Raw genomic sequence first — 26,280 nt, forward strand, 5'->3', positions numbered from 1 at the left:
CCAACAAACACTGCATTTGGTGTACTCACAGAAAGATAGCGAAAAAGAGCTGCTCCGGCAGGTGGCCGCTGGTTCTCACCAGGCATTTGAGCAATTATTTTTGGAATATAAGGACAGGGTTTATCACGTTGCCGGACTTTATTCAAAGGACGATTCGATTGCAGAGGAAATTGTTCAGGAAGTATTTCTGACTGTCTGGAAAAAGAGGGAATCACTTGAGGAACTGGACGATTTCAGGTCCTGGTTATTTATTCTCAGCCGGAACCAGGTGATCAAATACCTGGAAAAATGGGCAAATAACAAAGTACTGGAACATTCCTGGGGCAGCCAGGCCGGTCCAACCCAGCCTATAACAGAAATGGCTCAGCACCAGGAACAGCTGCTGCTGGTGCTGGATGAAGCGCTTCTTTCTCTTCCACAGCAGCAAAGGATGGTATTCTCCCTGGCCAAACAGGAAAAATTAAGCTACGAGGCTATTGCAGACCGTCTCGGCATTTCGGTTTTAACTGTAAAAACTCATATGCAAAGGGCCCGGCAGGGTATCCGGTCTTATCTTAAACAGCGGGGCGACCTTTTTATAATTTTATTTATTTTAATGAATTATTAAAAATTTCTGCGCTCCCTGTACTCCATTTATAACACCTGCCGGTCTTTAGTATTAAAAGGGGAACATCAGGATGGATACACGGCATTATTTTCTTGAACTACTGGATAAATATGTAGAGGGCACCCTTCTTCCCGGAGAGGAGCGTGAGTTTGCGCTCATGTTGCAGAATCGCAGCTATCATGAGTGGTTATCTGTAGAGATATTAGATAAATTAGAAATGGAACCCGTGGATCTGAAAAAAATCCCGGAAGAAAGAACTGCAGAAATACTATCAGCAATATTGAAATCAGAACCAACCACTGGTTTGTTGCCTCTAACCGCAGACACTGAGTCTGCGGTTAATCATCGTTCGCCTTTCCCGCTCCGGAGCACCTGGCTCCGTTATGCAGCCATGATTCTACTATTGGCCGGAACCGCAACCGTACTATATTTCAGGCATCAGTCGCCCAAAAAAGAAATGGCCCTGGCTCCTTCAAAGGTGCAGCCGGATATTCTTCCGGGGGGCAATAAAGCTACGCTGACGTTGTCTGATGGCAGCACCATTGTTCTCGACAGCGCAGCCAATGGATCCCTCGCCAGCCAGGGAGGTTTAAAGATCATTAAACGGGATGCAGGCATGCTTGCATATGAAGGCCGGAACATCGGTGGAGAACAATTGTATAATAAAGTCAGTACGCCAAAAGGGGGGCAATATCAACTGATCTTACCCGATGGCACCAAAGTATGGCTAAACGCCGCATCGAGTGTGCGATTCCCTACTGCATTCACCGGGCATAGAACAATAGAGATTTCCGGCGAATCCTACCTGGAAGTAGCGCCTGATCACAACAGACCTTTCTTCGTAAAAACCAGGGGAACCACCATCCAGGTGCTCGGCACCAGTTTCAATGTAAATGCCTATGCTGATGAGGTTGCGGATAAAATATCGTTGCTGGAAGGAAGCGTGAAAATTGGATCCACGGTATTGAAACCCGGACAAGCCTACCGCTCCGGTAAAGTGATGGCCGCCGATCTTGAACAGGACCTGGCCTGGAAAAATGGAGTATTTAATTTTGATAATAAGCCGTTTGAGGAAGCCATGCGGCAACTGGCAAGATGGTATGATATACAGGTTGTGTATGAACGGCCTGTTCGTGAAATTCAGTTTGGAGGTACTTTTAAAAGGAATTTACCTTTGTCTGAAGTGCTGCATTTTCTTGAAGGAGTGGGCCTGCGTTACAGGCTGGAAGCTAACAACAGGCTGGTTATATTGAATAACTGATCTTAGAGATATTAATTCCTGTGCCATAACAACCATTACAATTTCATAGTAAGTAAACCAGGGGGATCAAATAAAAAACCGAAGATGCTGGTAACATCTCCGGTAGGATTATTTGGTCAACCAATAAAAACAATTTTCACTCGAAGAAGAACTGCTTATTTATCAACCAAACCAGGACAAAGTTATGCAATTTTCTGCTTTAAACCAGCCGTCAGGAGCCCGTGTATCTCCGAATGAACGCAGGGTGCCGGGGCTATCAACCAAAATACTGTTAGCTATGAAACTAACAATCGTTTTTCTAACTGTCGCTTTTTTTCAGGTGCAGGCATCAGCCATAGCTCAATCAATCACCTTGAGCGCAAAGAAAATGCCTTTATCAAAAGTTTTTAAAATTATTGAGAAGCAAACCGGTTTAAGCGTTTTTTACAATAGTGAGCAAATCAAAAACGCCGGTCCCGTTACCTTAGAGGCACGTAATATGCCTGTAGAAGATTTTTTAAAAGCTGTCCTGAAACAGGAGCTGCTGAGTTACGAAATTTCTAAAGGAAATATTTTAATCAAATACCGGGAGAAGCCGGTGAAGGCATCGGATCTTGTCGTTCCCATAAAAGTTTCCGGTACTGTTTTGGACGACGACAAACAACCAATGATAGGCGCAACAATCCGGGTAAAAGGACAAAAGGTAAGCGCCGTCAGCGATGAGCACGGGAACTTTCAGATAGCTGTTGAACCGGGGGCAGTTATTGTAGTAAGCTACATTGGCTTCGAAGAGAAAGAAGTAAAAATCACCGGCGAGGAAGCCATAAAGATTACACTCAATGCAGTTGAAACAGTATTGGAAGCTGCGGAAATAGTTTCTACCGGGTACCAGAAAATTTCAAGGGAACGAAGTGCAGGTTCTTTTTCCAAACCTAATTTGGATATTATGAAGAACCGTTCCGGTAGCGCAAATATCCTTTCGAGATTAGATGGACTTGTACCCGGACTGGTTGTAAATAACGCGCCCAGTGCCAGTCAAAACCCTTTTTTAGTACGGGGACTGGCAACAATTGGTTTATATGATGAGTTTGGAAATTCCGTACCAGGCGGCGCCAGCAGAAGCCCATTGATTGTGGTCGACGGTGTTCCCCAGGATAATATATCCGCTATCAATACACAGGATGTGGAAGATATTACCGTATTAAAGGATGCAACTGCCGCCTCTATATGGGGTACAAGGGCCGCTAATGGCGTTATCGTGGTTACCACAAAAAAAGGGAAAGCCGGTAATAAGCTGAGTATTGAATATGATGGATTTGTAAATTTTCAGGGAAAGCCGGACCTGAACTATATCCAAAGACTGAACAGCAGGGATTTCATTACCGCTTCCGGAGAGGTATTTCAGCAAAGTAAAGCCAGTTATCCCTTTGGTTTGGCCTCACAGTTAGCATCGCTACGCCCTCATCAGGTTATCCAGTACAACAGGGAGGCCGGGCTGATTTCCGCTGCGCAGGAAACCAAAAGCCTGGATAGCCTGGCTGCCATAAACAACACAGGTGAAATTGCAGACCTTTTTTACCGGAATGCCACACTGACCAACCAAACCATTTCTGTATCCGGCGGGGGAAAGGCGTATGCATTTTATGGATCCGTCAGCTATACCGGGACCAGATCAAATCAACCCGGTCAAAAGGATGATCTTTATAAAATCAACTTTCGCCAGGATCTTGTTCTCAACAAAAGCATCTCGCTTTTCCTGATTACCGATATCAGCAATAGCCAGACTTCATCTCCCATTGATATATCGTTAAGTCCCAATTTTGTTCCTTATCAGTTATTCAAAGATGCTGGGGGTAATCCCTTAACCATTAATCATATGGGGGATTTCAGCGACGCAAGAAGACTGGATTATCAGAACCGTAGCGGGATTAATCTTGAATATAATCCGCTCAATGAGCGTAACCTCGGCTATAATAAAAGTGATCAGCTATACAGCAGGATAGTAGGAGGAGGTACCGTTAAGATCCTGAAAAACCTGCGTTTTGAAGGAAACTATGGGTACAATATTTTGTCGGCCAACGCAACAGGATTTTTGGACGCCAACAGTTATGCAGTGCGTAGGGAATTGCTGGACTTTACCGTGGCAGTGCCCGGAGAAGCTCCTGTTTATTATCTGCCAAACAGTGGCGGCAGATTAACAGAGAATAACTCCTACCTGAAAAATTACTCCATCAGGAACCAGCTTGTTTTTGATCAGAACTGGCAAAAACACCAGTTAACCGTACTCGCCGGACAAGAGGCCACTTCACAGTATGGAAGAGCAACACAGATCATTGTAAGAGGCTGGGACGATAAACTGCAGGTTGGACAGCCGATAGATTACAAAACATTAAACGCCGGAGTGGATGGTACAATAACCAATTCCTCTACATTTTTAGATCAGAATTTTACCGGGGGAGAATCACCTGTAGTCAGAACCAGCTCTTATTATTCAAACCTGAGTTACAGCTACATGGGTAAATATACACTGAATGGTAGCTGGAGAAATGATCAGAGCAATTTGTTTGGCAGGGATAAATCTGCACAAAACAGACCGGTGTGGAGTATAGGCGGAAAATGGAGACTTGGTGAAGAGTCATTTATGCCGGGTAATGACTGGTTAAACAGACTTGATCTGAGGGCTACTTACGGCGTTGCAGGAAATGCGCCGCAACCGGGTACAGCTGCATCTTACGATATTTTAAAAGCGGATGCAGGCCCGTATTATGTAACAGGCATGGGGCTGATTATCGGCACGCCGGGTAACGATAAACTAACCTGGGAGAGTACCGTCATTAAAAACGCCGGAGTAGATTTTGGTTTGCTTGGAGGAAGATTAGGCGGATCCATAGATGCTTATATCAAAAATACAACAGATCTGTTGGGTAACCTGCCGGTGAGTCCTTTTTCAGGCTATCAGAATGTGGTAGGGAACCTGGGATCCATACAAAATAAGGGGTTTGAAATTGGTTTGAACTCGATTAATGTGGTTGGTAAGAATTTTTTCTGGAGTACTAATTTCACCCTGGGCTATAATAAAAACAAGGTTATCCGGATAGAATCCCTGGGTACAATTGCCACCGGAACGGAAATGATCAGTCAGCGTTATGTGGCAGGCTATCCTGCTTTTTCATTGTTCGCATTTGATTATGCAGGACTGAACAACAACGGGGATCCGCAAATCAGGCTCGCCGACGGAACCATCACCACTGATCCTGTTGCTTCAAAGGCAACAGATGTAAAGTTTATGGGAACCACGCAACCGCTTTGGGCCGGTGGATTATCAAATGGCTTTAGTTACAGGGATTTCTCTTTAAACATTAACCTGGTGTACAACCTGGGTCATGTGATGTTCCGTGATGTTAATACGTTTTGGAGCGAACCAATGTATGACAACGTTCATGCAGAATTTGCCGACAGGTGGAAAGTCCGCGGAGATGAGAACAAAACAAATATTCCCCGCTACATAGGCAACAAGGCTGAGAACAGCGATAGAAATACCACTTACTATACTGCTGCCAACATTAATGTGTTCAATGCCTCATTTGTTAAAGTGAGAGATATAACACTGGCTTACAATCTTCCGGAAAAATTAATCAACCAGCTGAAGGTCCGGGCAATAACCTTTAGGGCACAGGTGTCAAACCTGATGCTATGGAAAGCAAATAAACTGGGAATTGACCCGGAATTCCAGGATTCCGGACTCTATGGATCCGGTAGAACCTTACGTACTGGTCAGGGTAGCCTTACCCTGGGTGCACATGTTTCATTTTAGGCCTGATAAACGTTCAAATTATGCGTATTCCAAACAGACGATATATTTTACTCTTTCTCACAGCAGTGATTGTAGTTACGGCCTCCTGTAAAAAAGGATACCTGGAAGTAGAACCTAAAGGGGCGCTTATTGCAAAGGCCACCCAGGATTATGAAGCATTGCTGAACACCACTAAAGTAGACCCTTCAACAGCCGCAGGGTTTCTGGGAGACGAGGTGGCTGCACAGCAGAGCTATTTTGGCGGGGCATCTGTATACAGGCAGCGCCTGTTCAAATATATTGGCGATGCCTTGCTGCCGGACGACCTGCCGGAAATGGGGTATCTTAAATCGAACTATGCTTTTAATAAGATCATTGAAGAGATAGATGCTTCCACCGGCGGCACTGAACAACAAAAGGCCCAGATCATGGCGGAAGCTAAGGTAGGCAGGGCGGTTTGCCATTTGCTCTTTTTAAATGATTTTGGCAAGCCTTACAATGAGGCAACAGCAGCTACTGATTGGGGCGTACCGATTATTACCGCTGCTGATGTAACCAAAACTGATTATAAAAGGGCTACTGTAAAGGAAGTTTATGAGTTCATCATCAATGATATCACGGAGGCATTACCAAATTTATCGAAACCTTTCTCCCATTCACTTAAAATATCAAAGCCTGCTGCCGAAGGAATTCTTGCAAGAGTTTATCTCTACATGCATAATTATACCGCATCCCGTGAGCACCTGGATAAGGCTTTCAGTGCCTTAACAGGAGCAACAAAAACTGTCGGTTTATACGATTATAATGTTACGCTTAGTCCGGATGGAACCTGGCAACCAGCTGATCCTGCATATTTTGGACCTGCATTAATGCCAAATTCTTTTTTGGGAGAAGATCAGGAAAGTATATTGAATATGAGTTTAAGCGCTTTTTATATTGGCTCGGCCAATGCATTTGTATGCAGACCGGAAGTTGCAGCCCTTTATGATCCCTCTGATTTCAGGTTACAGATCTATTCGAATACAGAACTTTTTGGAACGGTTATTTTTCCCAATGGAATGAGACGCTATCCAAGATTTAGTGCAGAAGTAGGAATTTGTTTGCCGGATATGTATTTAATGCGTGCTGAACTGAAAGCACGTGCAAATGATTTGGCAGGTGCAAAAGCCGATGTGGAATTACTAAGGGCCAACCGGATGCCTGCTGCGGCGGCTGTTGTTCCGGCCGGAATTGCGGCTAATCAGCAGCAGTTGGTCCGCTTTATCCTGGAAGAACGGATCAGGGAATTTGCCTTAAAAGGTATGAGATGGTACGATGTACGTCGTTTATCTACAGATCCGGTTTATAGCAATACAATTAATTATACCCATAAACTGTATTCAGCTACCGGCGATGTAGTGGAATCTTATACCCTCACTCCGGAGCGGCTGGTGTTGAAGTTTGGAAGAAAACTTACCTCTCAGCATCCGTTACTTATTGAGAACCCTTAATTAAAAGACTGTTTGGAAAAATGATCCGGCAATAGCAGAACACTAAAAAAATATACAAATGAAAACAACAATAGTATTGGCATTGCTCCTTCTTGGAGCAGTTACCTGTTCTCATGCTCAATCGAAAAGTGAAGCCGGGAAAAAAAAGGTGTCAAAAATGATAGGAGGACTGCCTGTTGGTACGAAAGCGCCGGCATTGAAAGTGGAAGAGTGGCTTTCTGAGATACCGGATATGAAAGGGAAATTTGTGGCGCTGGATTTCTGGGGAACCCATTGCGGACCCTGCATTTCCGGGTTTGCTCATGTTAATGAACTACATCGCAAATACAAAGATAAGATAGCATTCATTGCCTCAACTACAAATGAAGCGCCGGAGGACGTATATGTTTTTGAAAAAGCTCCCATTGAATTTTACAGTATGATGCAAAAGGCCAAAGCGTGGAACGACGATTATAAGATCGTAGGAATACCCCATATGATCATAGTCGATCCTAAGGGTATTGTTCGCTTTTCCGGAAACGGTCATGATGTTACAGATGAAATGCTGCATGATCTGTTTGAAAAATACGGCAGGTAAAAAACGTGGCTCAAAGAATTTATCTTTTAAAGCATTGCAAAATGAAAATTATCCCATTGTTTATATTGGTTTTAACAGCCATCACTACGAATGCACAGGAATTGGAATTTACCGGGGAGTTGAAAGACCTGCAACCTGGTACAAAAGTAATCTTAACCGACCTCCGGCCCCGTTCTGATCTGAAAGGAAAGAGATTTCATGATACTGCGGTTGTAAGCAATGATGCTTTCAGGTTTAAAACCAAACTTCCCGGCGCAGGTATCTATGTGCTTCGGGTAGGGTTAATCGGACAAAATCCTGAACACCGGACATTGTACCTGGATGCAGGAATAGTGCGGCTAACCGGGAAACGTGGCGAACTTAAAAAGGCTGTCGTTTCAGGTAATGATGGGTATATGAAAGATTATACCCGGTTCACGGAGATAATGGAAAGTCAGGAGGTGTTCGGCAGAAAGAAAGCGATTTACGATACCGCTATGGCGCTGATGGCCAGCACAGGTTCTTATGAAGGTCTTTTTAAAGATAAAGCTTTCCTGGAAAGGGAAACCAAAGTGGATCAGGAAGCCCGTGATAAAACCCTGGAAATAGCCTGGCGATGGCTGGAAGAAAACCCCGCTTCGGACATCAATGCTTACGTGATTTACACTTATCTGGCCAGGCAGGACGGGGATAAGAGGTATAAAGCAGCAATGGAGAAGCTTAGTCCATCAGCGCGCAAATCCTTTCCCGGAAAAATGCTGACTGATAAGTTTTAATTGAAAGCGCTAAAAACGAAAACCATGGAAAATCCCGGCTGCCGGTCCCGGACACGATATGGATGCAATTCGTGCTGCGCTCAAATAAGGATAATCAAAAATCAATGAGAGATAAAACATGCATATGAATAGATTATTTTTTCTGACAGTAGCCTCTTTTATGACTACATCAGTGTTTGCACAGATGAGTTTTAATATTAAGGGGAAAGTTGCTCCCAATATATCTGCTACCCGTGCAGTATTGACATATGGAGGCGATGCTAAAAGTGATACCGTTAACATTAAGAATGGAGTCTTTGGATTTAAAGGAAATACCCGGAGACCTGAGCTGGTAGTGATAGATTTGATGACCCCTGGTTCATCCGGAGAAGAAGAATGCGCTGCATTCTTTTATATGGACCCAAATGCTATCACGGTCGATTTTGATAAAAGTGGTACTGCAAAGATCATAAGCACAGGTAAAGAGCAGAAGATTTTCCGGGAGTATAGCGCCCGGGAACAGGATCCCAAAAATTTCGGTATGGATACTGAACAGGATATCGCCAAATTGATTAAGCAGTATCCCGACAGTTATGTTGGCTTGGATAAGCTGACATATAATTCCGTAAAGATGCAACCCACGAGGGCTCAACAATTGTTTGGCAGCTTAAGCAAAAGAATACAGCAGACAAAAGATGGTATCGCTTTTAAAAAGGAACTGGAAATAGCCCTTAAGTTTGATGTAGGCCAACCTTCGATAGATTTTACACTTCCCGATACGGAAGGTAAACCGGTATCACTGGCTTCTTTCAAAGGACGGTATGTATTGCTTGATTTTTGGGCAAGCTGGTGCGGTCCATGCAGAGCAACTCATCCTGAGCTGAAAAATACTTACAATAAGTACAAGGATAAAAATTTTCAGGTCCTGGCTGTTTCGCTCGATACACAAAAAAATCTCTGGCTGAAAGCAATCAAAGAGGATCAATTGCCCTGGACGCAGGTCATCGATTTGAAGACTGCTTCTAATCAGGTGGCAAAAATGTATGGAATTACACAAATTCCGCAGAGTTTTTTGATTGACCCCAACGGAAAAATTGTAAGCAGAAATCTGAAAGGAGAGGCTTTGGACGCCAAACTCTCACAGTTGCTTAAATAAGGATCAATACACGTTTAATATACCATTTACTATCATCAGATTGCGACCTTCAGTAGCAATCAGGCAAAAAAAACATTATGAAAAAGTTGCTAATATTAGTTTACGCGTTGACAGCAATGCTTACTGCCAATAGCCAGAATTTTACGGTTAAGGGAAAATTATCCGGACTTAATATACCTGCTGATATCAGTCTCCAATATGACGGGAAAGTACTGAAACAGGTTTCAAATAATGGCACTTTTGAATTCAAAGGTTCCGGTCGTCCGGCTAATGCCTTGCTTAAAGTCATCATTCATCATCCTACCCTGACAATGCAGGATACTGCATTTTGGTCATGGGTAAAGCCCAATATGCATTTAATGGGCGGGAGGAGTTTTTTCCTGGAGGGTGACGTAACCATTAAAGGCGAAACAATAAATGATGTAGTGGTGGAGGGTGGCAAACAAGCTGTTTATGAGGGATTCAGAGCCAGGGAGGATGCGCTCAAACGTTCTTTGGATTCGATAAGAGGAATGGAAAGAGGAAATGAAAGTAACGATGAGGACGATGAGAACGCAGAAGAGACTGTGGAGAGAGAGCCCTCAGCAGCTGAAAAACAGTTATTGAAACAGATAAGTGATTTGAAATTGCGTTTTGTAGAGCAGCATCCGGATAGCTACTTCAGTCTTAATTTAACCGGGGAGCAAAGTAATGGAGATGTACCTACCTTTAACCGGATGCTGGATCTATTAAGTGAGCGTATGCGTAAAACCCCTGTATATGCAGGTTTGAAGTCAATGTCTGCAGGGTTTTCCATGAAGAAAGTCGGTAATGCTGCAAAAAATTTTACATTAAATACCGCGGATGGAACACCCGTATCTTTGGCATCTTACAAAGGGAAATATGTATTGGTTGATTTCTGGGCCAGCTGGTGTGGACCATGCAGAGCCGAAAACCCTAACGTATTACGTGCCTACAATCAATTCAAAAGCAGGAACTTTGAAGTATTAAGTATTTCGGTAGATGCTAAAAAAGAAGAGTGGATAAAAGCGGTGAAAGAAGATAAGCTTCCCTGGACGCAGGTATTGGATTTAAAAGGGAACAATTCAACGGCAACGGCTTACGCAGTTACGGGTATCCCTGACAATGTTTTGGTGGACCCTAATGGTATCATCATTGCTACAAATCTCCGGGGTAAGCAACTGGAAAAAACGCTTGAGAAAATGCTCAAATAAAAAATACAGCAATCATGATAGGCAACAGTAACAGCCGGGCGCTTGCCTGGCTGTTGCTTTCAGGAAAGAGTTGTTCCAAAACATGCATTTATCTTCCGGCAGGTAAAACATTATTCACGAAAGTAATTCATGATGATTTTACTAATGGTATCTGCTTTATTAAAAACCATGAGATGTCCTCCGCCCTTAATGCGATAATCAGGATGCACAAGTCTGCTGGTTATTACCCTGTCGGCCGTTCCATGAATTTGAATAGTTTTTTCAGGTGTTTCTCTATTCTCCCAATGACCAATGCTTTTCAATGCCCAGCGAAAAAAGGCAACATCTGTGTCCTGCAATAATTTCGTTAGCGCTTTCTTGTCGTTGGGGGACCGGGCGCCAAAGTAGCGATAGGTAAGAAAATTGGTACGTTTTATTAGTGAACCGGGAATAATCCGGTATAAACCCAGTTTCATGAAAAAAAACTGCACTTTGTTCAGCTCTTCCTTTGTTCTGACGGAAGAGATCAATACCATTTTTTGTACCTTTATCTGTTTGGATACTTCCACCGCCATGATGCCTCCAAAAGAAAGACCGATTATATACGGATTTTCAACAGTGATCTGGCTCTTTATCCTGCCTGCATACTCTGTTATTGATTCATTTGGCAACGCAGGAATCCAGGAGACGTAAACTTTATGGTAGCCTGGAAGTTTCAGGTTCATGAAGATACTTGAATCCGCCCCGATACCACTAAAAAGATATACCGTCTTTTGTTCTTTTTTAGCTGTATCCTTCGGGGTTTGGGCACCAGCCAGGAAGCTGCAGAACATCAATAAAACAAAAAAAATTACTTTTACATTTTGCGTCATAAATTTCCCCGCTTCTTGCAATGTAGTAGGTTACGATATTATTAAAAAAAGTTACTCTTTAAAACAATCATATGTTGGCCCTGTGTCGGCTGAGTTAACATATATATATGTATGACCACCAGGGAAATCCGGCGGATCTTAAAATAATTGCTTACATTTAGGATATGTTACTCCATTGGCTATTCCTAAAATGCCAGAACCTGTAAAAGTCCCTACAACTAGCAAGATTTAACTGTCATAGGATCAGAATTAAAACTAAAATTATGCCTAAGTATGTTATTGAACGCGAAATCCCTGGTGCAGGTAAATTATCAGGAGAACAATTAAAAGCAATTTCACAAGCTTCCTGCGGTGTACTAAGTAATATGGGCCCACAAATCCAATGGGTGCATAGTTATGTGACAACCGATAAGATCTATTGTGTTTATATTGCCCCTAATGAAGATATGATCCGTGAACACGCCAAACAGGGCGGATTCCCAGCCAACGCTATCAGTGAGGTGGCTGCCATTATTGATCCTGCAACTGCAGAATAAAACATAACTATATCCTTTAAAACGTCCCTGCGCCTTAAAAGGGAAACACCCGTAAATAGGAATATTTATCGGCGCTTAGCTCTTTTTGATTTTTTTGCGGGCCACCATGCTACATTTTGGTGTCCAAATTTGTATATTACCTCCGCTAATTACAACCTAATTGCAGTCTTATGATAAAACACCTGGCCTCTCTTACCATTGCTTTCGTCTTTATATTATTGTCTTGTTCCGTGAAAAGCCTGGCGCAGAAGCCGGAAATTGCAAAGGGTACAGTACAGCGGATAAAAGTTCACAGCAAGTTGCTGGAAGGTAATCTCAGTGGCGACAATGCCGACCGCCATGTGTCTGTTTATCTGCCTGCCGGCTATAGTTCCGGTACTAAAAAACGCTATCCGGTGGTTTACTTCCTGCATGGCTACACGGACAATGATGCAAAATTTTATGGATTTCAAAAGCATTGGATGACGCTGCCCCCGATACTGGATACCGCGTTTTCCCAAAGCCCGGGTCATGAAATGATTGTGGTTACTCCCGATGCCTATACGCTTTTCCAGGGAAGTATGTATTCCAATTCAGTAACAACCGGAAATTGGGAAGACTTTGTAGCCAGCGAACTGGTAGGTTATATTGATAGTCACTACCGCACCCTTGCACAGAAAGAGAGCAGGGGCTTATGCGGCCACTCAATGGGTGGCTACGGTGCATTACGGATCGGGGAAAAGAATCCTGGTGTATTTTCAACGGTATATCTGTTAAGTCCCTGTTGTCTGAACTCCCCTGCAATGTCATCGGAAACCTTGCTGCCACAACTTATCCGGGCAGACAGCATTAAGACGATAGAAGAATTTCAGAAATCGGATTTCTTCACTAAAGCGCTCTTTGCGTCTGCAGCGGCCTGGTCGCCCAATCCGGGAAACCCTCCATTTTATCTTGATCTTCCGGTAAAGAATGGAAATTTGCAACCGCAAATATTGCATAAGTGGGACGCGAACCGTCCATTAAATAATTTGGATCAGTATATCTATAACATCAGAAAATTAAAGTCTATTGGTTTTGATGCAGGCGATAAGGATAGGGCCATAGCAGAGAGTATTAAAACGCTGGATGAAGAACTAAGCAAATACAGGATCGAACATTTCTTCGAAATTTATGAAGGAGACCATATCAACCGTATCGCAAACAGAATTGAAGAAAATATGCTACAATTCTTTTCAAAGCATTTATCGTTTAAACAAAATACAAAGTAGTAAACTGTGCTGCTTCTTCTGGTAGACCGTTTCCTCCTGCTAAATGTTATATTTGCATCTCCTTAAAAAACATACATGCGGGTTCTGCGCTCATGATGCGGGACAGGAATAAAAATTTAATTGGAAGATGAAAATGGAATTTTACAGGCCGGTAAATGAGATATTACAAAGATATATAGAAGGTTATTATTTTATCTCTCCCGGTAAAAATTCTGAACAGCTACATTACTGGACATTTCCGAACAACTACTTTATCGTATCAGTGAGCCGGGATATTGAAATTGAAGCAGGGAATAACAAAATCACCGTCAGACCTTCCCGGCAAGAGAACATTGTAGCCAACTTTGTGTCACGGTATATCGCTCCGATCGAAGTTATAATTGAGGGCGGGGTAAACGAGATTACGATTTATTTCAAGCCGTTGGCCATCAATTATTTTCTGGATAATGCCCACGAGCTTTTTGATCAGGAAAATGCGGTGGATTTTAATCCTTTTGCCGATTTTATACCGGCGATGAAGCAGATCCTGCTTGAAGATGACAGGAACCTTCAGCAAAAAAGCCTGGAAGACTACTGGATTTCAAAACTCAATCCACGGGAACCTGGATTGATGGAGAGAATTATATCCGATATCGAATCTGGTTTGAAGATAGAGGAGATTGCCCGTAACAATAACTTTTCGAGACAATATCTCAACAGGCTCTTTACCAGGAATGTCGGTAAATCACCCTCGGAATTCTACAGGATCCACCGGTTCAGGAAGGCGATAGCGAAACAGAGAGAGGTCAGGAACCTTACGGAACTGTCTTACGAGAGCCTTTTTTATGATCAATCACACCTGATAAAGGACTTTAAACAGCTTACCAACGTTAATCCCTATACTTTTTTTAAAAAGGTGAATACAGACAGTGCATCCATCTGGCTATTTATCTAACAGTTTACATTTTTACAATTTTAGCCATAGTGACAGAGCTATATTTGCGGCTCGCTCAATAGATATTTAATATGAAGAAATGGTTACTTTGTCTCGCTTTTAATATATTTTCATTTTCGGTGTATGCGCAGCAATCAGGCTGCAATTGCGTGGTGATATTGGAAAAACTGATGAAGAAAGTGGAGACCGAATATCCGGGTTTTGCGGACAAAACGAAGGAAGGATTGCTCTATGAAGAACTAAAACAGCATCTGACCAGGGAGGCCCAAACTGCGGATAACCCTACCTGCGAAAAAATACTAAAGAGGTATACCGATTTCTTCAAAGATCCCCATTTATGGGTTGGCTCAAACGGATCTCCTTTTTCTTCCGGTAACAGTGGCCCTGCAGAATCCATAGTAGTTGATATCCGGGATTTTCAGGATAAAATTAGGTTCACAAGGGATCCGTTGGAAGGGGTATGGTCGACAGAGGGTTACAAGATTGGGATTAAAAAATTGAGTGGAAATGAATATACGGGGTTTATTATCGGGGCGGAATCTGCATCCTGGAAAGCCGGAGATATAAAGTTCAGGTTGCTTCCGGACGGTTCTTTTGAGTATTCAATGCTTGACCGGTCGAAGAAAAAGGGACGCTATACCATGCATAAGGAGGGTATCCTGTTTTTGGATGCCGTTGGGATGGCGCTGGTCAGGGAACTTCCTTTACCACCGGCAAGCGCAGCCCAACTGGAAGAAAAGCTAAAGGAACTTGCAGGTTTTTATTTCAGGAAACTATCCGCCAGGACATCGATCCTTAAATTACCGAGTTTTGAATACCGGTACCTGGGAAAAATTGATGAGCTGATCTCGCAGAACAGGACGCAAATTGAAGGTAGCGAGAACCTGATCATTGACCTTCGTGGCAATCCCGGGGGAACAACAGATGCTTATCAGCAACTTCTTCCGTACATCTCGGGAAAGTCAATACGGAACACCGGAGCGGAGTTCCTGGCTACGCAAACTTATATCGGAAATCTTCAGACATACAAAAAAAGCCTGGATAAGAATACCTCAACAGATGAAATAGACAAGCAAATAGATCAGTTAAAAAAGAACCTGGGTCATTTCGTGAACTTTAGCGATACAGGTAAACCTGTGTATATCGAAAACGTTGAGCCGGCCGCTAAAGGTCCCCGGCAAATTGTTATCCTTGCAGATAAGGGAACAGGGAGTTCGGCCGAGTACTTTTTGTTCATCGCAAAACAGAGCAGAAAGGTCAAGTTATTGGGCATACCCAGTTATGGTGCATTGGATTACGGCAATGCATACCTGGTAGATTTCGGATGTCCAGGCTACCAGGTATTCATGCCTACCTATCGCGCAATGCGTCTGCCTGACTACCCGATAGACAATATCGGCATCCAGCCGGATATCTATCTTGACAGTTCTGTAGAGGACTGGGTAGCATTTGCATGGCGGTACGTTGAGGAATGAGGTTGCCCGTAAAAGCAAACCTTTACGCCTGTTTTTTATACACGCGCATCGCAATGATATAAGCTACGAGCATAATCCCGATACACCAGGCAAGCGCCACCCATATTTCATTGCCCACCGGCTGGTTTGAAAGTAACGCGCGAATGGTTTCCACTATGGAGGTTACCGGTTGATTTTCGGCAAAGGCGCGAACCGGCCCCGGCATCGTATCTGTTGGTACAAACGCCGAGCTGATTAACGGCAGGAAGTGAATAGGATAGGCAATTGCAGTAGCTCCATCCACCGATTTTGCAGATAAGCCGGCAATCGCTGCAATCCAGGCCAGTGCAAGCGTAAACAATGCGAGTATGCCAGCCACGGCAAGCCACGACAATATGCCGGCCGGCGAGCGAAAACCCATTATTAATGCTACAATAATAATAACGGTGAGTGAAATCAGATTAGATACCAATGAGGTCATGATATGCCCCCATATTGCGGCCGAACGCGCAATTGGCATGGAGTTGAAACGCTCAAATATTCCCCGTTGTACATCGTTAAAGAGGCGGTAAGACACATAGCCAACACTGTTTGCAATGGCAATTAACAGTATACCGGGCAACAGGTAATCCACATAGTTATCTGTACCGGATTGAATAGCGCCTCCGAGTACGTAGACGAACAACAGCATCATTGCAATTGGCATGATGGTGACGGTGATGATGGTATCCATACTGCGGAAAACATGGCGCATGGAACGTCCAAGCATAACACTCATATCTACAAAAAAATAGTTTTTTATTGTTTCCATTTTACTTTTCTTTTTTTCCAACAATTGCAAGAAATATCTCTTCTAAGGTTGGCTGTTTTTCAATATACTCTACTTGTGTGGGCGGGAACAGCTGTTTGAGTTCTGCGAAAGTGCCGCTCACGATGATCCTGCCCTCGTGAAGAATGGCAATTCTGTCGGCGAGCTGTTCGGCTTCCTCTAAATACTGGGTGGTCAGGAATACTGTTGTGCCGTTACCGGAAAGTTCCCTGACAATTTTCCAGAACTCAATCCGGGCTTCAGGGTCAAGCCCGGTGGTTGGCTCGTCGAGGAAAATAAGCGGCGGGTTTCCCACGAGGCTCATGGCGATGTCGAGCCGGCGGCGCATCCCTCCTGAATACGTGGAGGCGCGGCGGTCAGCAGCATCAGTTAAGCCGATGCGTTTCAGGAGATCGTTGGCCACCTGACGCGGATTGCTAAGGTGCCGCAACCTGGCAATCATGGTAATATTTTCACGCCCGGTTAAAACCTCGTCTATGGCTGCAAATTGGCCGGTGAGGCTGATTGACTGCCGCACGTTTTCGGGCTTTAAAAGGACATCGAATCCATTTACGGTCACATTTCCGCTGTCCTGTTTGAGCAGGGTGCTGAGGATTCTGACGATGGTTGTTTTACCCGTACCGTTGGAGCCGAGCAGGGCAAAAATGCTACCCTTTTCAACCTCGAAATCTACGCCCTTCAGGACATGAAGCTGCTTATAGGACTTTTGGAGTCCTTTCACTTGAATTGAGTTTTGCATATACTTCGTTCTTTATATAAATGTAACCTTCGACAGATCCGCCCCCATGCCTTTGAGTTCGGCATAGGTCAGCTTATCCATCATTGCGCCGTCAAAGCAGATGGTTTTAATGGCACGGTAGTATTTATTGGTTAAGGCATATGTTGGACGAAAAGATACATTCCTGAGCGTCGCGCCATTAAACGTAGCCTCATTTAGCGCCGTTTTATCGAACTTGACGCCGATAAAGGTCTGCCCGTCAAGGCATAGCCCCCGCATATCGGAATACTTAAAGTCCACGCCATTGAAGATGCAGTTTTCAAAAACCGTTTTTCTAAGATCTGTCTTGGTTAGCTTTACATTGGTCAGTTCTGCATTGATGAATTTCGCCCCGGCCAGTCCTGACGTGCTGAATACGGTGCGGATGAGAATAGTTTTCCTGAAACTCGCATCTGTAAGGTTATTGGATGACAGGGTGCAGTCTGTCAGGTTTGCCCCATCGAAATTGGCTTCATGTATATCGCTACCCATAAACGAACTGCCGGTAAGGTCTGCCCCTGCAAAGTCGGAGCCCTGCAGGGCACTCCCGTTAAATTTCCTTTTATGCGCAGTAACCCCTGTGAAGTCGCTTTCTGAAAGGTTGCCCCCGCTGAAGTTCGTCAGTAGCTGCCGCTCTTCCGGCGCGGTGGAAGTGGAGGGAACCTCCTGTGCCGCTTGCCCGGGTTCGTCATTATTCTCAGTGGTCTTAAAAAATGTGCTATCATCCGCAGATTGGAAGTTTTCTGAAAAATAGTTGAGGTCGACACCCAGGATTTCCGCAAGCCGGTTAATAGTAACGATGTCTGGAATTGATTCTCCGCGCTCCCATTTTCCAACTGCCTGCGGGCTGATAAACAGAAGCTGGGCAAGTTGCGCCTGAGACATATTTTTATCCTTGCGCGCTTTGGCAATTTTGCTGCCGATCATTTTAGTGTCCATATTTTTGTTTTAGTTTATCGACCCTGTAAAGGTATACGGATGTATTTCCTGAATCAAAAAAATGCAAACACTCATAGTTGTATTTACGCTACTTTGAGTTGTTATTAATAACCTGCAGTGGTATATGTGGGGGATCAACTGTCTGGAAAGGGGAGGGCTGAGAGGATAGGGAAGGATTGGAACTACCGGGTCTTCACGCCGCCGGCGTGAAGACCCGGTAATATGCTGCTAAGTCCGGTAAGCTTTCAATACATTCATTACCCAGGATTTGCCCCATTGCTCAATCTGTTCTTCAGTCCACAGGTATGGGTAGAAAATCCTTTTTTGGAACCTCGGCGGCAGGTATTTCTGCCAGTTGGTGCCGCCGGTGGCGGCGATGTCTACCGGGTCGCGCTCCAGGTAGCGTACTGCAGACTTATAGTGCGATAGCGGCCATTCCACGTTTACAAACAGATCCAGCTTTCTGAGTTCGGCTTCTACAGCACTCATGTCTTCTCCACGCCGGAGCAGCGTTTTGTACAGGGAGGAAAAATTGTGGTCAATACTGTTCTGCGCCAGCTGCAGGAGTTGTCCGGCATATTTCATAATGAACTGTTGCAGTGTAAGCGTCTGCTTACCGGTAGATAATTCTGAAGCGCCGTATTTCCAGTAAATGTTTTCAAACTGTTCTGCCGGTGAGGCCTGTTTTAATTGCTCTCTTTTGCTCAGTGTTACCAGTTGAATGAGGTCTGTTGAATAGATCTCTATCATACGGTACTGTGCAGATTGGAAGCCACTTGCGGGCAACAGCGACATCCTGAATTTCAGGAATTGTTCTTTGTCCATTCCATCCACCATGATATCGAAGGATGATACCAGGGCAGTGAAATAAGCATTAATTCTTTTAAGCCTGGAAGCAAAAAAGTCAGGAGTAAGTGAAGTATTGGCGCTTATTTGCCGGCATTCGTGCAGGGTAAGCTTAAAATAGAGTTCGGTGATCTGATGATACATGATGAAAATCTCCTCATCCGGATAAGAAGTTTTCGGATGCTGAAGGCTCAGCAGTGTGTCCAGGTGAATATAATCCCAATATGTCAGGTAATCTGCATAAAGAAGGCCATCAAGATAGGCGGTGATGTCCTGCCCCATTGCGGCATACTTCTCCTGCAACAGGGATAGTCTGTCTTTAATTTCAGCTGTTATTTCCATTTCTGCTGTTATTGTTTTGGTGTGATCAGTTCTTTACTTATTGCCAGCATCCGTTCTGCTGTAAGGAAAACATCCTCGAAGCTATTATACAGTGGCGCCGGGCTGAGCCTGATAACATCAGGTTCGCGCCAGTCGCCCAGGATATTGTTGGCTACGAGTGCCTGGAATATTTCCTTGCCTTTGTATTGGGCTATGATGGACAGCTGAGCGCCTCTTTCCGTTTCGGCGGCAGGTGTGATGATCTTGTATTGTTCAAAGCCGAGCGTTTTATTCACTTCGCTGATGAGGTAGTAGAGATAGGCCGTTAGCCTGAGGCTCTTTTCCCTGAGGGGGCCAATGAAGCCGGCTTTTTCGAAAGTTTTAAGCGAGGCATGATACAACGCCATTGGAATGACCTGCGTGCAGCTTACCTGCCAGCCGTCGGCGCCAGCTTCAGCTATAAACCCTTTCTCCATTTTAAACCGTTGCTGTTCCTGGTAGCCCCACCATCCTGCAAAACGGTCGGACGATGTGTCGGAGAAATGTTTTTCATGCACAAAAATTCCGCTGATTCCTCCCGGGCCTGCATTCTGATATTTGTAAGAGCACCAGCATGCGAAATCAACTTCCCAGTCGTGCAATTTCAGCGGTACGTTGCCTGCTGCATGTGCCAGGTCAAATCCAACAACAGCGCCGGCAGTGTGCCCTGCTTTTGTAATAGCCGGCATGTCAAACCACTGGCCGGTAAAATAATTTATACCGCCAAACAAGACGAGAGCAAGCTGCCCGCTATTATCGGCAATAGCAGCCAGGATATCCTCTGTTCGCAAAGTAGCTTCACCAACCCGGGGCGCCACTTCAATAATGGCGTCTTTCGGATCATAGCCGTGGAACCTGACCTGGCTCTCTACTGCATATTGGTCGGAAGGAAAAGCGCCGGCCTCCATAATGATTTTAAATCTGTTTGCAGCAGGACGGTAGAAGCTCACCATCAGCAGGTGGAGGTTGACAGTAAGTGTGTTCATCGGGCATACTTCCTGAGGGCCGGCGCCAACGATATTAGCCATCAACCCCTTTAGTTCTTTGTGATAGTACATCCAGGGTGTTTCACCTTCAAACCATCCCTCTACTGCCAGGTTCTCCCAGTTGTTCAGTTGCTGATCAACATAGCTACGTGCTGCCCTGGGCTGCAATCCGAGCGAGTTGCCGCACATATAGATGAAAGGGACGCCATGCTGCTTTGGAAAAAGGAATTCATCTCTCAGGTTGTGTAATGGATCTTGCCGGTCCAGGCTTTGCGCAAAAGCCAGATTGTTTTCAAAAATCATATTGATAATTATGTTAGTGGTTGGAAATCGCGTGCATAGACATTGCTGTCGATGGCGTCAAAAACGGTATACTGGTAAGTTGGGTTATCGCAGCAAAATGCTGCCGGCAGAAGGAGCTTCTGCTAGGAGGGCCGGTTGATTATATTTTTATAAATATCTACCATTGGCTGGAAAGTGCGACAAAAAAAATACAAATTGTTTACACTGCCAAATAATATTTATCTGTTGTAGTAGCTTACACTTTTTTATTCTCCTGAAAAACCTGCCAATACTATACGATACACTCATAGTAATGCAAAGGGGACATACGCCGAAGCGGAAAAATGTTAAGGCCACTTTCTTATACCAGGGCGGATGAGCGGGAATAAGAGAGCAGCTGTATGCCTGTTTTTCCAGCCCATTTTTTTCATTAATACCTCCAGAGGCTCCCGGTAAAAGAAGATGGCTTTTAAAATACGTTGGCAATGCCCTGTGATCCCGGATATCCTGGAATAAAACCCGCTACTGGAGCGGGTTTTAAAAGTGTATTGGGAATGCCTGGTTTAGTTATCCCACCAGATTTTTGTACTCTGGATAGCTGTTTGTTGCGGTTGTGCATTCGTTAATATCTCGCTTTGCGGATATAATAGCCGGCGGGGGATATCTATCAATGCGCCGTCTACTTTCTTCAATTTTGGAAACCCGGTTCTTCTCCAGTCGTTATACGTTTCAAAGTTAAAGATATTAGCTACTGCTTTTTCTTCCATGATCAGCTGCAGAGCATTGCTGCTGGTTAGTTTACGGCTGTTTACATAAGCGTTGGCCGCAGCGGAGGTAGTATCAATCCCGAGTTTGGACAGATGGGAGTTGATCGCATTTACATACACCGGCTGCGCTGCAGTGTAACCGCTGGTAATCAGCAGGGCCTCTGCCTGTATGAATAGTGTTTCAGAATAATTGAATATATAATTGGAAGATGCTTTGGCGCCATAGAACACAGCAGGGTAAGAGTACTTCGCCAGGTCTCCTGTGGGAGTACCGATCTTTCTGCCGGTATATAGCCCTGTTGCCGTGGCGGGAGCAATCATCTTTGACAGCCGTGGATCATTCCTGTTACGCAATGAATCTATCAGTGTGGCATTCATCACGTAGGTGGTTACCGGCGTAAAGGTGAGGTACCAGATATTTTCCGATCCTGCTGCGCCGGCGTAGGTGAACTTAAGATCGTCTGTGTTGGATGTCATGCCTCCCTTTAAAGCAGCTATCGCGTTTTCGGCCTGCACTTTGGCGGTATACCCGGGCGCTTTGGTGAGATGCAGGTAATACCTGGCTTTCAGCGACCATGCGAGCTTGCGCCAGGCGTTCATATTACCGTTGTAGAAGTAGTCGTCGCCTGCGGGGCTTTTGGGACTGCTGTTTTTATCGATATTGGCAATGGCATCGGTGAGTAACGACTGGATACTTTTGTAAATATCTTCCTGTTTGTCGTAAGGCACTGTAAAAACGCCGCTGGTAAACGCTTTGGAATAAGGAATATCTCCCCAGAAATCAGTAGCTGTGCCCAGGGTGTAAGCGGTGAGTATTTTGGCAATGGCCGCATAGTTCCAGTTATTATTCGCTTCCGCCTTTTTATTCAGGGTAATCAGGTTGTTGAGCGAGGTTACGTAGAAGTTGGACCAGTCGCCATCCATATCAATATTAAACAACTGGTAACTGCCCACATAAGGATTCAGCTGGTTGGCAGCGATGTTCTGTACATAGTTCTGTATAATGATCCCCGCATTGCCGCCCTGGATATTGTCGGAAATGTTCAGTTCCGTTGGCGCCAGGATCAGTGATTCCTGCACATCTACCGGGTTGTTGGGATCGGTGTTTACATCCAGGAACTTTTTACATCCCTGTAAACAAAGGCCCGTGAGCAGCAGTATATAAAAAGACTTTTTCATGTTAATAAATTTTAGTGGTGCTGGCATACTAAAAACTGAATTTCAGTGAGAAGTTGATAGAGCGTGCTGTAGGCGTAGAAAACGCATAGATGCCCTGTGAGCTGTTGCCCGTGCCATAGGAACTTACTTCCGGATCAGCGCCGGTAAAATGCGGACTGTAAATCCAGAGATTTCTGCCGGCTACTGCCAGCGAAGCGGATTTGAATGGTGTTTTAACCAGGAAGGAAGCTGGCAGGAGGTACGAAAGGCTTACATTCCGCAACTTGATATAAGTACCATCCTGGATGGTAGATTCGTATTGCCTGGTTTGGTAGTACGTTTGCGCGTCTACTTCCACGGTGTTGGGTTTTCCATCCACTTCGCTGATGCCTTTCACCACTATGTTACCACGGGTGGCAGTCACCTTCGCTGTGCCGTAGTAGAAACCGGCTGACTCTACATCATTTTGCACATCGCCACCTTTTTTCATATCGAAGAAAAAGGAAAGGCTGATCTGTTTATAACGGAAGCTGTTATCCATGCCGGCCAGCCAATCAGGGTTAATATCGCCTACAATGCCCTGTTGCGGATCTACTACCGGTAAACCACCGGCGTCGATTAGCAGCTCCCCGTTGCCGGCGCGTTTATAACGGTTGCCATAGAACACGTTATAAGGTTGTCCTTTGATCAGGCGGCCCAGCTGCTCAATGTCTGGCCCCAGGGTAAGCACTTCGTTTTTGATCTTCGAAAAGTTCAGAGTAATATTCCAGCTGAAATCTTTTGTTTTCACCGGAGTAGCGCCCAGCAGCAGTTCTATTCCTTTGTTGGATATTTCTGCTGAGTTAAAAGTGGTATTGTTGTAGCCGGTGGCATTGGTGATTTGTGAACCTGGTATGAGCCCATTTTTGGAGCGGCGGCTAAAATAGGATCCTTCAAAGCTGAACCTGTTGTTCAGGAAACGCATTTCGAGCCCCACTTCATATTCATTGAGCCGTTCATTGATGAGTGTGGGGTTACCCAGTGCGGTTGTCAGTAAAAATCCCTGTTGCCCCTGGAACGGGAACTGGAAATAGCCGGCATTCGTGTTCCTGCCCGCCTGCACATAAGGGGTAGATAACGCGTACGCCCCTACGCCGTCGTTACCTACCGTAGCATAACTGAGTCGTACCTTTCCGAAGTTTATGATATTGGAAGCCTTCGGTCCCAGGAATTCGGAAAAGATAAAGCTGGCAGCAGCAGATCCGTAAGGGTAGAAGTTTTTATCAGGATTGAGCACGGAACTACCGTCGTACCTGCCGGTTAAAGACAGGTTAAGGAAGCGGTTGTACTCAATATTAGCTTGTGAGTAGAAGCCTACCTTTCTGGTCTGGGTATAACTTTCAGTACCTGTGATTGTGCTGCCGGATGATAAATTGTTAAAATCGGTAATGTTTAACCCGGTGCCATTAATATTCATATACTGGCTGTAAGTAGTATAGATATTATTGCCGAGCAGCAGGTTCACATTGAATTTGCCAAATGTTTTTGTAGCATTGATGATCAGGTCATTATTGAATTGCCGGAAGTTGATGTTCTGGTTCCTGATCTGCCCTGTGAGCCCGATCTGCGGACTGGGATGTTCTATGTATTTATCAGACTCCGTGTAAATATCCGCACCCAGTCTTTCTGTAATTGTAAGCCAGCTGGTGGGAGTGATGTTGGCGGTAAATACCGGGAGGAACCTGTTAACTTTTGAATCGTTGCTGATATTATCGAGCGTCCACAGCGGCATATTCCTCGAATAGCGGTAGCCGCGCTGGGTGCCGTCCGGGAGGAGTACCGGGTAAGGATTCCACGACACTGGTTGCAGCAGTAGTACAAACAAAGGCCCGTTACTGGCGCCTTCCGGCAGCCTGTCCTGCTTTGAGTTGCTGTATCCCATCTGGAAAGTAGTGTTTACATACTTGCCTATTTTGGAATTGTACTTTGCAAAAAAGGAATGCCGCTTAAAGTCATTTCCCGGCATTACGCCTTTCTGGTTAAAATAGGAGTAGCTGAGAAAGTAGTTGGAATTATTGTTACTGCCGGAGGCAGAAAGAGTGTTGTTGGTAGTAATACCGGTACGGAAGAAATCGTACGGGTCGTAGGTAGGTGCGGATTGACCGTTTACTTTGAGGGTATCCATGCGGGGCCCCCAGGAAAGGCTTGTTTTTTTGTCGGCATCCTCACCGTTATAAAAGATACCGTTGGTACCCTGTCCATAAATATTTTGCCGTTCCGGCAACAGCGGATGCTCAAACGAAGCGTCTGACGAAAAATTGAACACCGGTTTTTTATCCACACCGCCGTTTTTGGTGGTAATGAGTACCACGCCCCGGGCGCCGGAAGAACCGTACAACGCGGTAGCGGCGGCGCCTTTCAGGATGTTCACGTTTTCAATAATAGCGGGATCAATATCTGCGATGCGGTTTACGCCGGAGCCCGCCGCTCCACCACCGATATTGCCGGTTTCCGTATTATCAACCGGCACGCCGTCAATTACAAATAACGCCTGGTTTTCCCCGGTAGGAGAAGAGTTACCCCTGATAACAATACGGGAGGAGGCTCCAGCATTGCCGGACGAACTGGTGATCTGTATACCCGGTACCTTGCCGGCCAGAGTATTCACCAGGTTGGGCTCCTTGGTTTTTAACAGCTCCTCGCCGTTCAGTTGCTGGGAGCTGAAGGTAAGGTTGCGCTTTTCCCGTTTTACGCCCAATGCCGTTACTACCACCGCATTCAGCGCGGAGGTGTTGCTGGTTAAAGTAATGCTGAATGTTGTTTTGCTGCCTACCGGTACTTCCGCATTAAGGAACCCGATACTGGAAATGACCAGCGAATTTTTTTCATCTACGGTTAATTTAAAAGTACCGTCGGCGCCGCAGGTGGTGACGGCCTTGCCACCTTTTTCCCTGACAGTGGCGCCAATAACAGGCGTGCCGGATGAATCGGCAACAGTGCCTGTAATCGCTCTCTTCTGCGCAGACGCAGAAAAGGAGAAGAGAGCGAGAAAACATACCACACATAGTGGTACGAAGCATCCTGATACCGCTGATTTTGCTGATAATGCCATTTGATTGAACTTTTGGTTGACAGGTTGAGGACCCTCATAGAATAGTTAGCAGAATAAAAGTAGGTGTAAGCTGTAAATATGGATACAGAATAATTAACCGATTGTAAACGTATATTATCCCAAAAACCGCTACGTGTATTAATATACAAGTATGTTAAATGTCATATCGACAATAATCTGAATAAGAAGAGGAACAGGTTTTTGTTATAAGTATTATTTTGACACTAATATTTGCTTCTTCACCGTAGGCAGGATGGAGTTGTTCATTAAAATGAACGCCATCAAAACCCGCAATATCTTTTTCATATACCACTTCTATGATTAAACTAACCGGTTATGCTTTCAGGAAAATGATTCCCGGTAAACATTGTATTGGTTTTGGTCAGCAAAAAGCATGACGAGGATCAGAAGCTATCCTAATAATTGTCATTT

Annotated in this window: 20 protein-coding genes; 12 read left to right on the forward strand and 8 right to left on the reverse strand. The window is 44.8% G+C overall.

Features of this window, described 5'->3' with window-relative positions:
* The first annotated feature begins 19 nt into the window (after positions 1 to 19).
* The 8 genes from ACMXI2_RS06965 (at position 20) to ACMXI2_RS07000 (ending at position 10,811) form a co-directional block, all read left to right on the forward strand.
* Positions 20 to 607 carry an RNA polymerase sigma factor gene (locus ACMXI2_RS06965; RefSeq protein WP_483780979.1) on the forward strand — a complete coding sequence of 196 codons (588 nt, stop codon included), beginning with the start codon at positions 20 to 22 and terminating at the stop codon, positions 605 to 607.
* A 70-nt stretch (positions 608 to 677) separates the two neighbouring features.
* Positions 678 to 1,868 (forward strand): FecR family protein, encoded by a 1,191-nt coding sequence (locus tag ACMXI2_RS06970; protein ID WP_483780980.1) that lies wholly within the window; start codon positions 678 to 680, stop codon positions 1,866 to 1,868.
* Positions 1,869 to 2,145: 277 nt separating this feature from the next.
* Positions 2,146 to 5,661 (forward strand): SusC/RagA family TonB-linked outer membrane protein, encoded by a 3,516-nt coding sequence (locus tag ACMXI2_RS06975; protein WP_483780981.1) that lies wholly within the window; start codon positions 2,146 to 2,148, stop codon positions 5,659 to 5,661.
* Between the two features lie 20 nt (positions 5,662 to 5,681).
* Entirely contained in the window at positions 5,682 to 7,130 is a 1,449-nt protein-coding gene (locus ACMXI2_RS06980; RefSeq protein ID WP_483780982.1) for a RagB/SusD family nutrient uptake outer membrane protein, read from the forward strand.
* Between the two features lie 58 nt (positions 7,131 to 7,188).
* Entirely contained in the window at positions 7,189 to 7,707 is a 519-nt protein-coding gene (locus ACMXI2_RS06985) for a TlpA family protein disulfide reductase (RefSeq protein ID WP_079468303.1), read from the forward strand.
* A gap of 41 nt (positions 7,708 to 7,748) precedes the next feature.
* Entirely contained in the window at positions 7,749 to 8,462 is a 714-nt protein-coding gene (locus ACMXI2_RS06990) for a DUF4369 domain-containing protein (RefSeq protein ID WP_483780983.1), read from the forward strand.
* Between the two features lie 124 nt (positions 8,463 to 8,586).
* The gene (locus ACMXI2_RS06995; protein ID WP_483780984.1) at positions 8,587 to 9,597 is read left to right on the forward strand and encodes a redoxin domain-containing protein; all 1,011 of its coding nucleotides are present in this window, start codon (positions 8,587 to 8,589) and stop codon (positions 9,595 to 9,597) included.
* Between the two features lie 77 nt (positions 9,598 to 9,674).
* Positions 9,675 to 10,811, forward strand: coding sequence for a TlpA family protein disulfide reductase (locus ACMXI2_RS07000; protein WP_483780985.1), 1,137 nt, complete (start codon positions 9,675 to 9,677; stop codon positions 10,809 to 10,811).
* A gap of 110 nt (positions 10,812 to 10,921) precedes the next feature.
* On the opposite strand, the gene ACMXI2_RS07005 is transcribed toward ACMXI2_RS07000, so the two are convergent.
* Positions 10,922 to 11,515, reverse strand: a complete 594-nt coding sequence (locus ACMXI2_RS07005; protein WP_483780986.1) for a hypothetical protein — start codon at positions 11,513 to 11,515, stop codon at positions 10,922 to 10,924.
* A gap of 410 nt (positions 11,516 to 11,925) precedes the next feature.
* Here ACMXI2_RS07005 and ACMXI2_RS07010 point away from each other — a divergent pair, with 410 nt between their 5' ends.
* The 4 genes from ACMXI2_RS07010 (at position 11,926) to ACMXI2_RS07025 (ending at position 15,854) form a co-directional block, all read left to right on the forward strand.
* Positions 11,926 to 12,198, forward strand: a complete 273-nt coding sequence (locus ACMXI2_RS07010; RefSeq protein WP_483780987.1) for a DUF4242 domain-containing protein — start codon at positions 11,926 to 11,928, stop codon at positions 12,196 to 12,198.
* A 170-nt stretch (positions 12,199 to 12,368) separates the two neighbouring features.
* Positions 12,369 to 13,445: an alpha/beta hydrolase gene (locus ACMXI2_RS07015; RefSeq protein ID WP_483780988.1), complete on the forward strand. Its 1,077-nt coding sequence runs from the start codon at positions 12,369 to 12,371 to the stop codon at positions 13,443 to 13,445.
* A 127-nt stretch (positions 13,446 to 13,572) separates the two neighbouring features.
* Complete coding sequence (locus ACMXI2_RS07020; protein ID WP_483780989.1) at positions 13,573 to 14,379, forward strand: helix-turn-helix domain-containing protein; 807 nt, start codon at positions 13,573 to 13,575, stop codon at positions 14,377 to 14,379.
* A 158-nt stretch (positions 14,380 to 14,537) separates the two neighbouring features.
* On the forward strand, positions 14,538 to 15,854 hold the full coding sequence (locus ACMXI2_RS07025) for a S41 family peptidase (protein ID WP_483780990.1): 1,317 nt from the start codon (positions 14,538 to 14,540) through the stop codon (positions 15,852 to 15,854).
* 22 nt (positions 15,855 to 15,876) lie between these two features.
* Here ACMXI2_RS07025 and ACMXI2_RS07030 read toward each other — a convergent pair whose 3' ends face one another.
* The 7 genes from ACMXI2_RS07030 to ACMXI2_RS07060 all read right to left on the reverse strand — a co-directional run bounded on the left by ACMXI2_RS07030 (position 15,877) and on the right by ACMXI2_RS07060 (position 25,848).
* Positions 15,877 to 16,644 (reverse strand): ABC transporter permease, encoded by a 768-nt coding sequence (locus ACMXI2_RS07030; protein ID WP_483780991.1) that lies wholly within the window; start codon positions 16,642 to 16,644, stop codon positions 15,877 to 15,879.
* Between the two features lies 1 nt (position 16,645).
* On the reverse strand, positions 16,646 to 17,401 hold the full coding sequence (locus tag ACMXI2_RS07035; protein WP_483780992.1) for an ABC transporter ATP-binding protein: 756 nt from the start codon (positions 17,399 to 17,401) through the stop codon (positions 16,646 to 16,648).
* A 12-nt stretch (positions 17,402 to 17,413) separates the two neighbouring features.
* Positions 17,414 to 18,358 carry a pentapeptide repeat-containing protein gene (locus ACMXI2_RS07040; protein ID WP_483780993.1) on the reverse strand — a complete coding sequence of 315 codons (945 nt, stop codon included), beginning with the start codon at positions 18,356 to 18,358 and terminating at the stop codon, positions 17,414 to 17,416.
* A 228-nt stretch (positions 18,359 to 18,586) separates the two neighbouring features.
* Positions 18,587 to 19,546 (reverse strand): tryptophan 2,3-dioxygenase family protein, encoded by a 960-nt coding sequence (locus ACMXI2_RS07045; RefSeq protein WP_483780994.1) that lies wholly within the window; start codon positions 19,544 to 19,546, stop codon positions 18,587 to 18,589.
* Positions 19,547 to 19,554: 8 nt separating this feature from the next.
* Positions 19,555 to 20,853 (reverse strand): kynureninase, encoded by a 1,299-nt coding sequence (gene kynU / locus ACMXI2_RS07050; protein ID WP_483780995.1) that lies wholly within the window; start codon positions 20,851 to 20,853, stop codon positions 19,555 to 19,557.
* Positions 20,854 to 21,395: 542 nt separating this feature from the next.
* Positions 21,396 to 22,778: a SusD/RagB family nutrient-binding outer membrane lipoprotein gene (locus ACMXI2_RS07055; RefSeq protein ID WP_483780996.1), complete on the reverse strand. Its 1,383-nt coding sequence runs from the start codon at positions 22,776 to 22,778 to the stop codon at positions 21,396 to 21,398.
* 28 nt (positions 22,779 to 22,806) lie between these two features.
* Complete coding sequence (locus ACMXI2_RS07060; RefSeq protein ID WP_483780997.1) at positions 22,807 to 25,848, reverse strand: SusC/RagA family TonB-linked outer membrane protein; 3,042 nt, start codon at positions 25,846 to 25,848, stop codon at positions 22,807 to 22,809.
* Positions 25,849 to 26,280: the final 432 nt, after the last annotated feature.

The organism is Chitinophaga sp. G7 BAM 1005 (assembly GCF_057126945.1).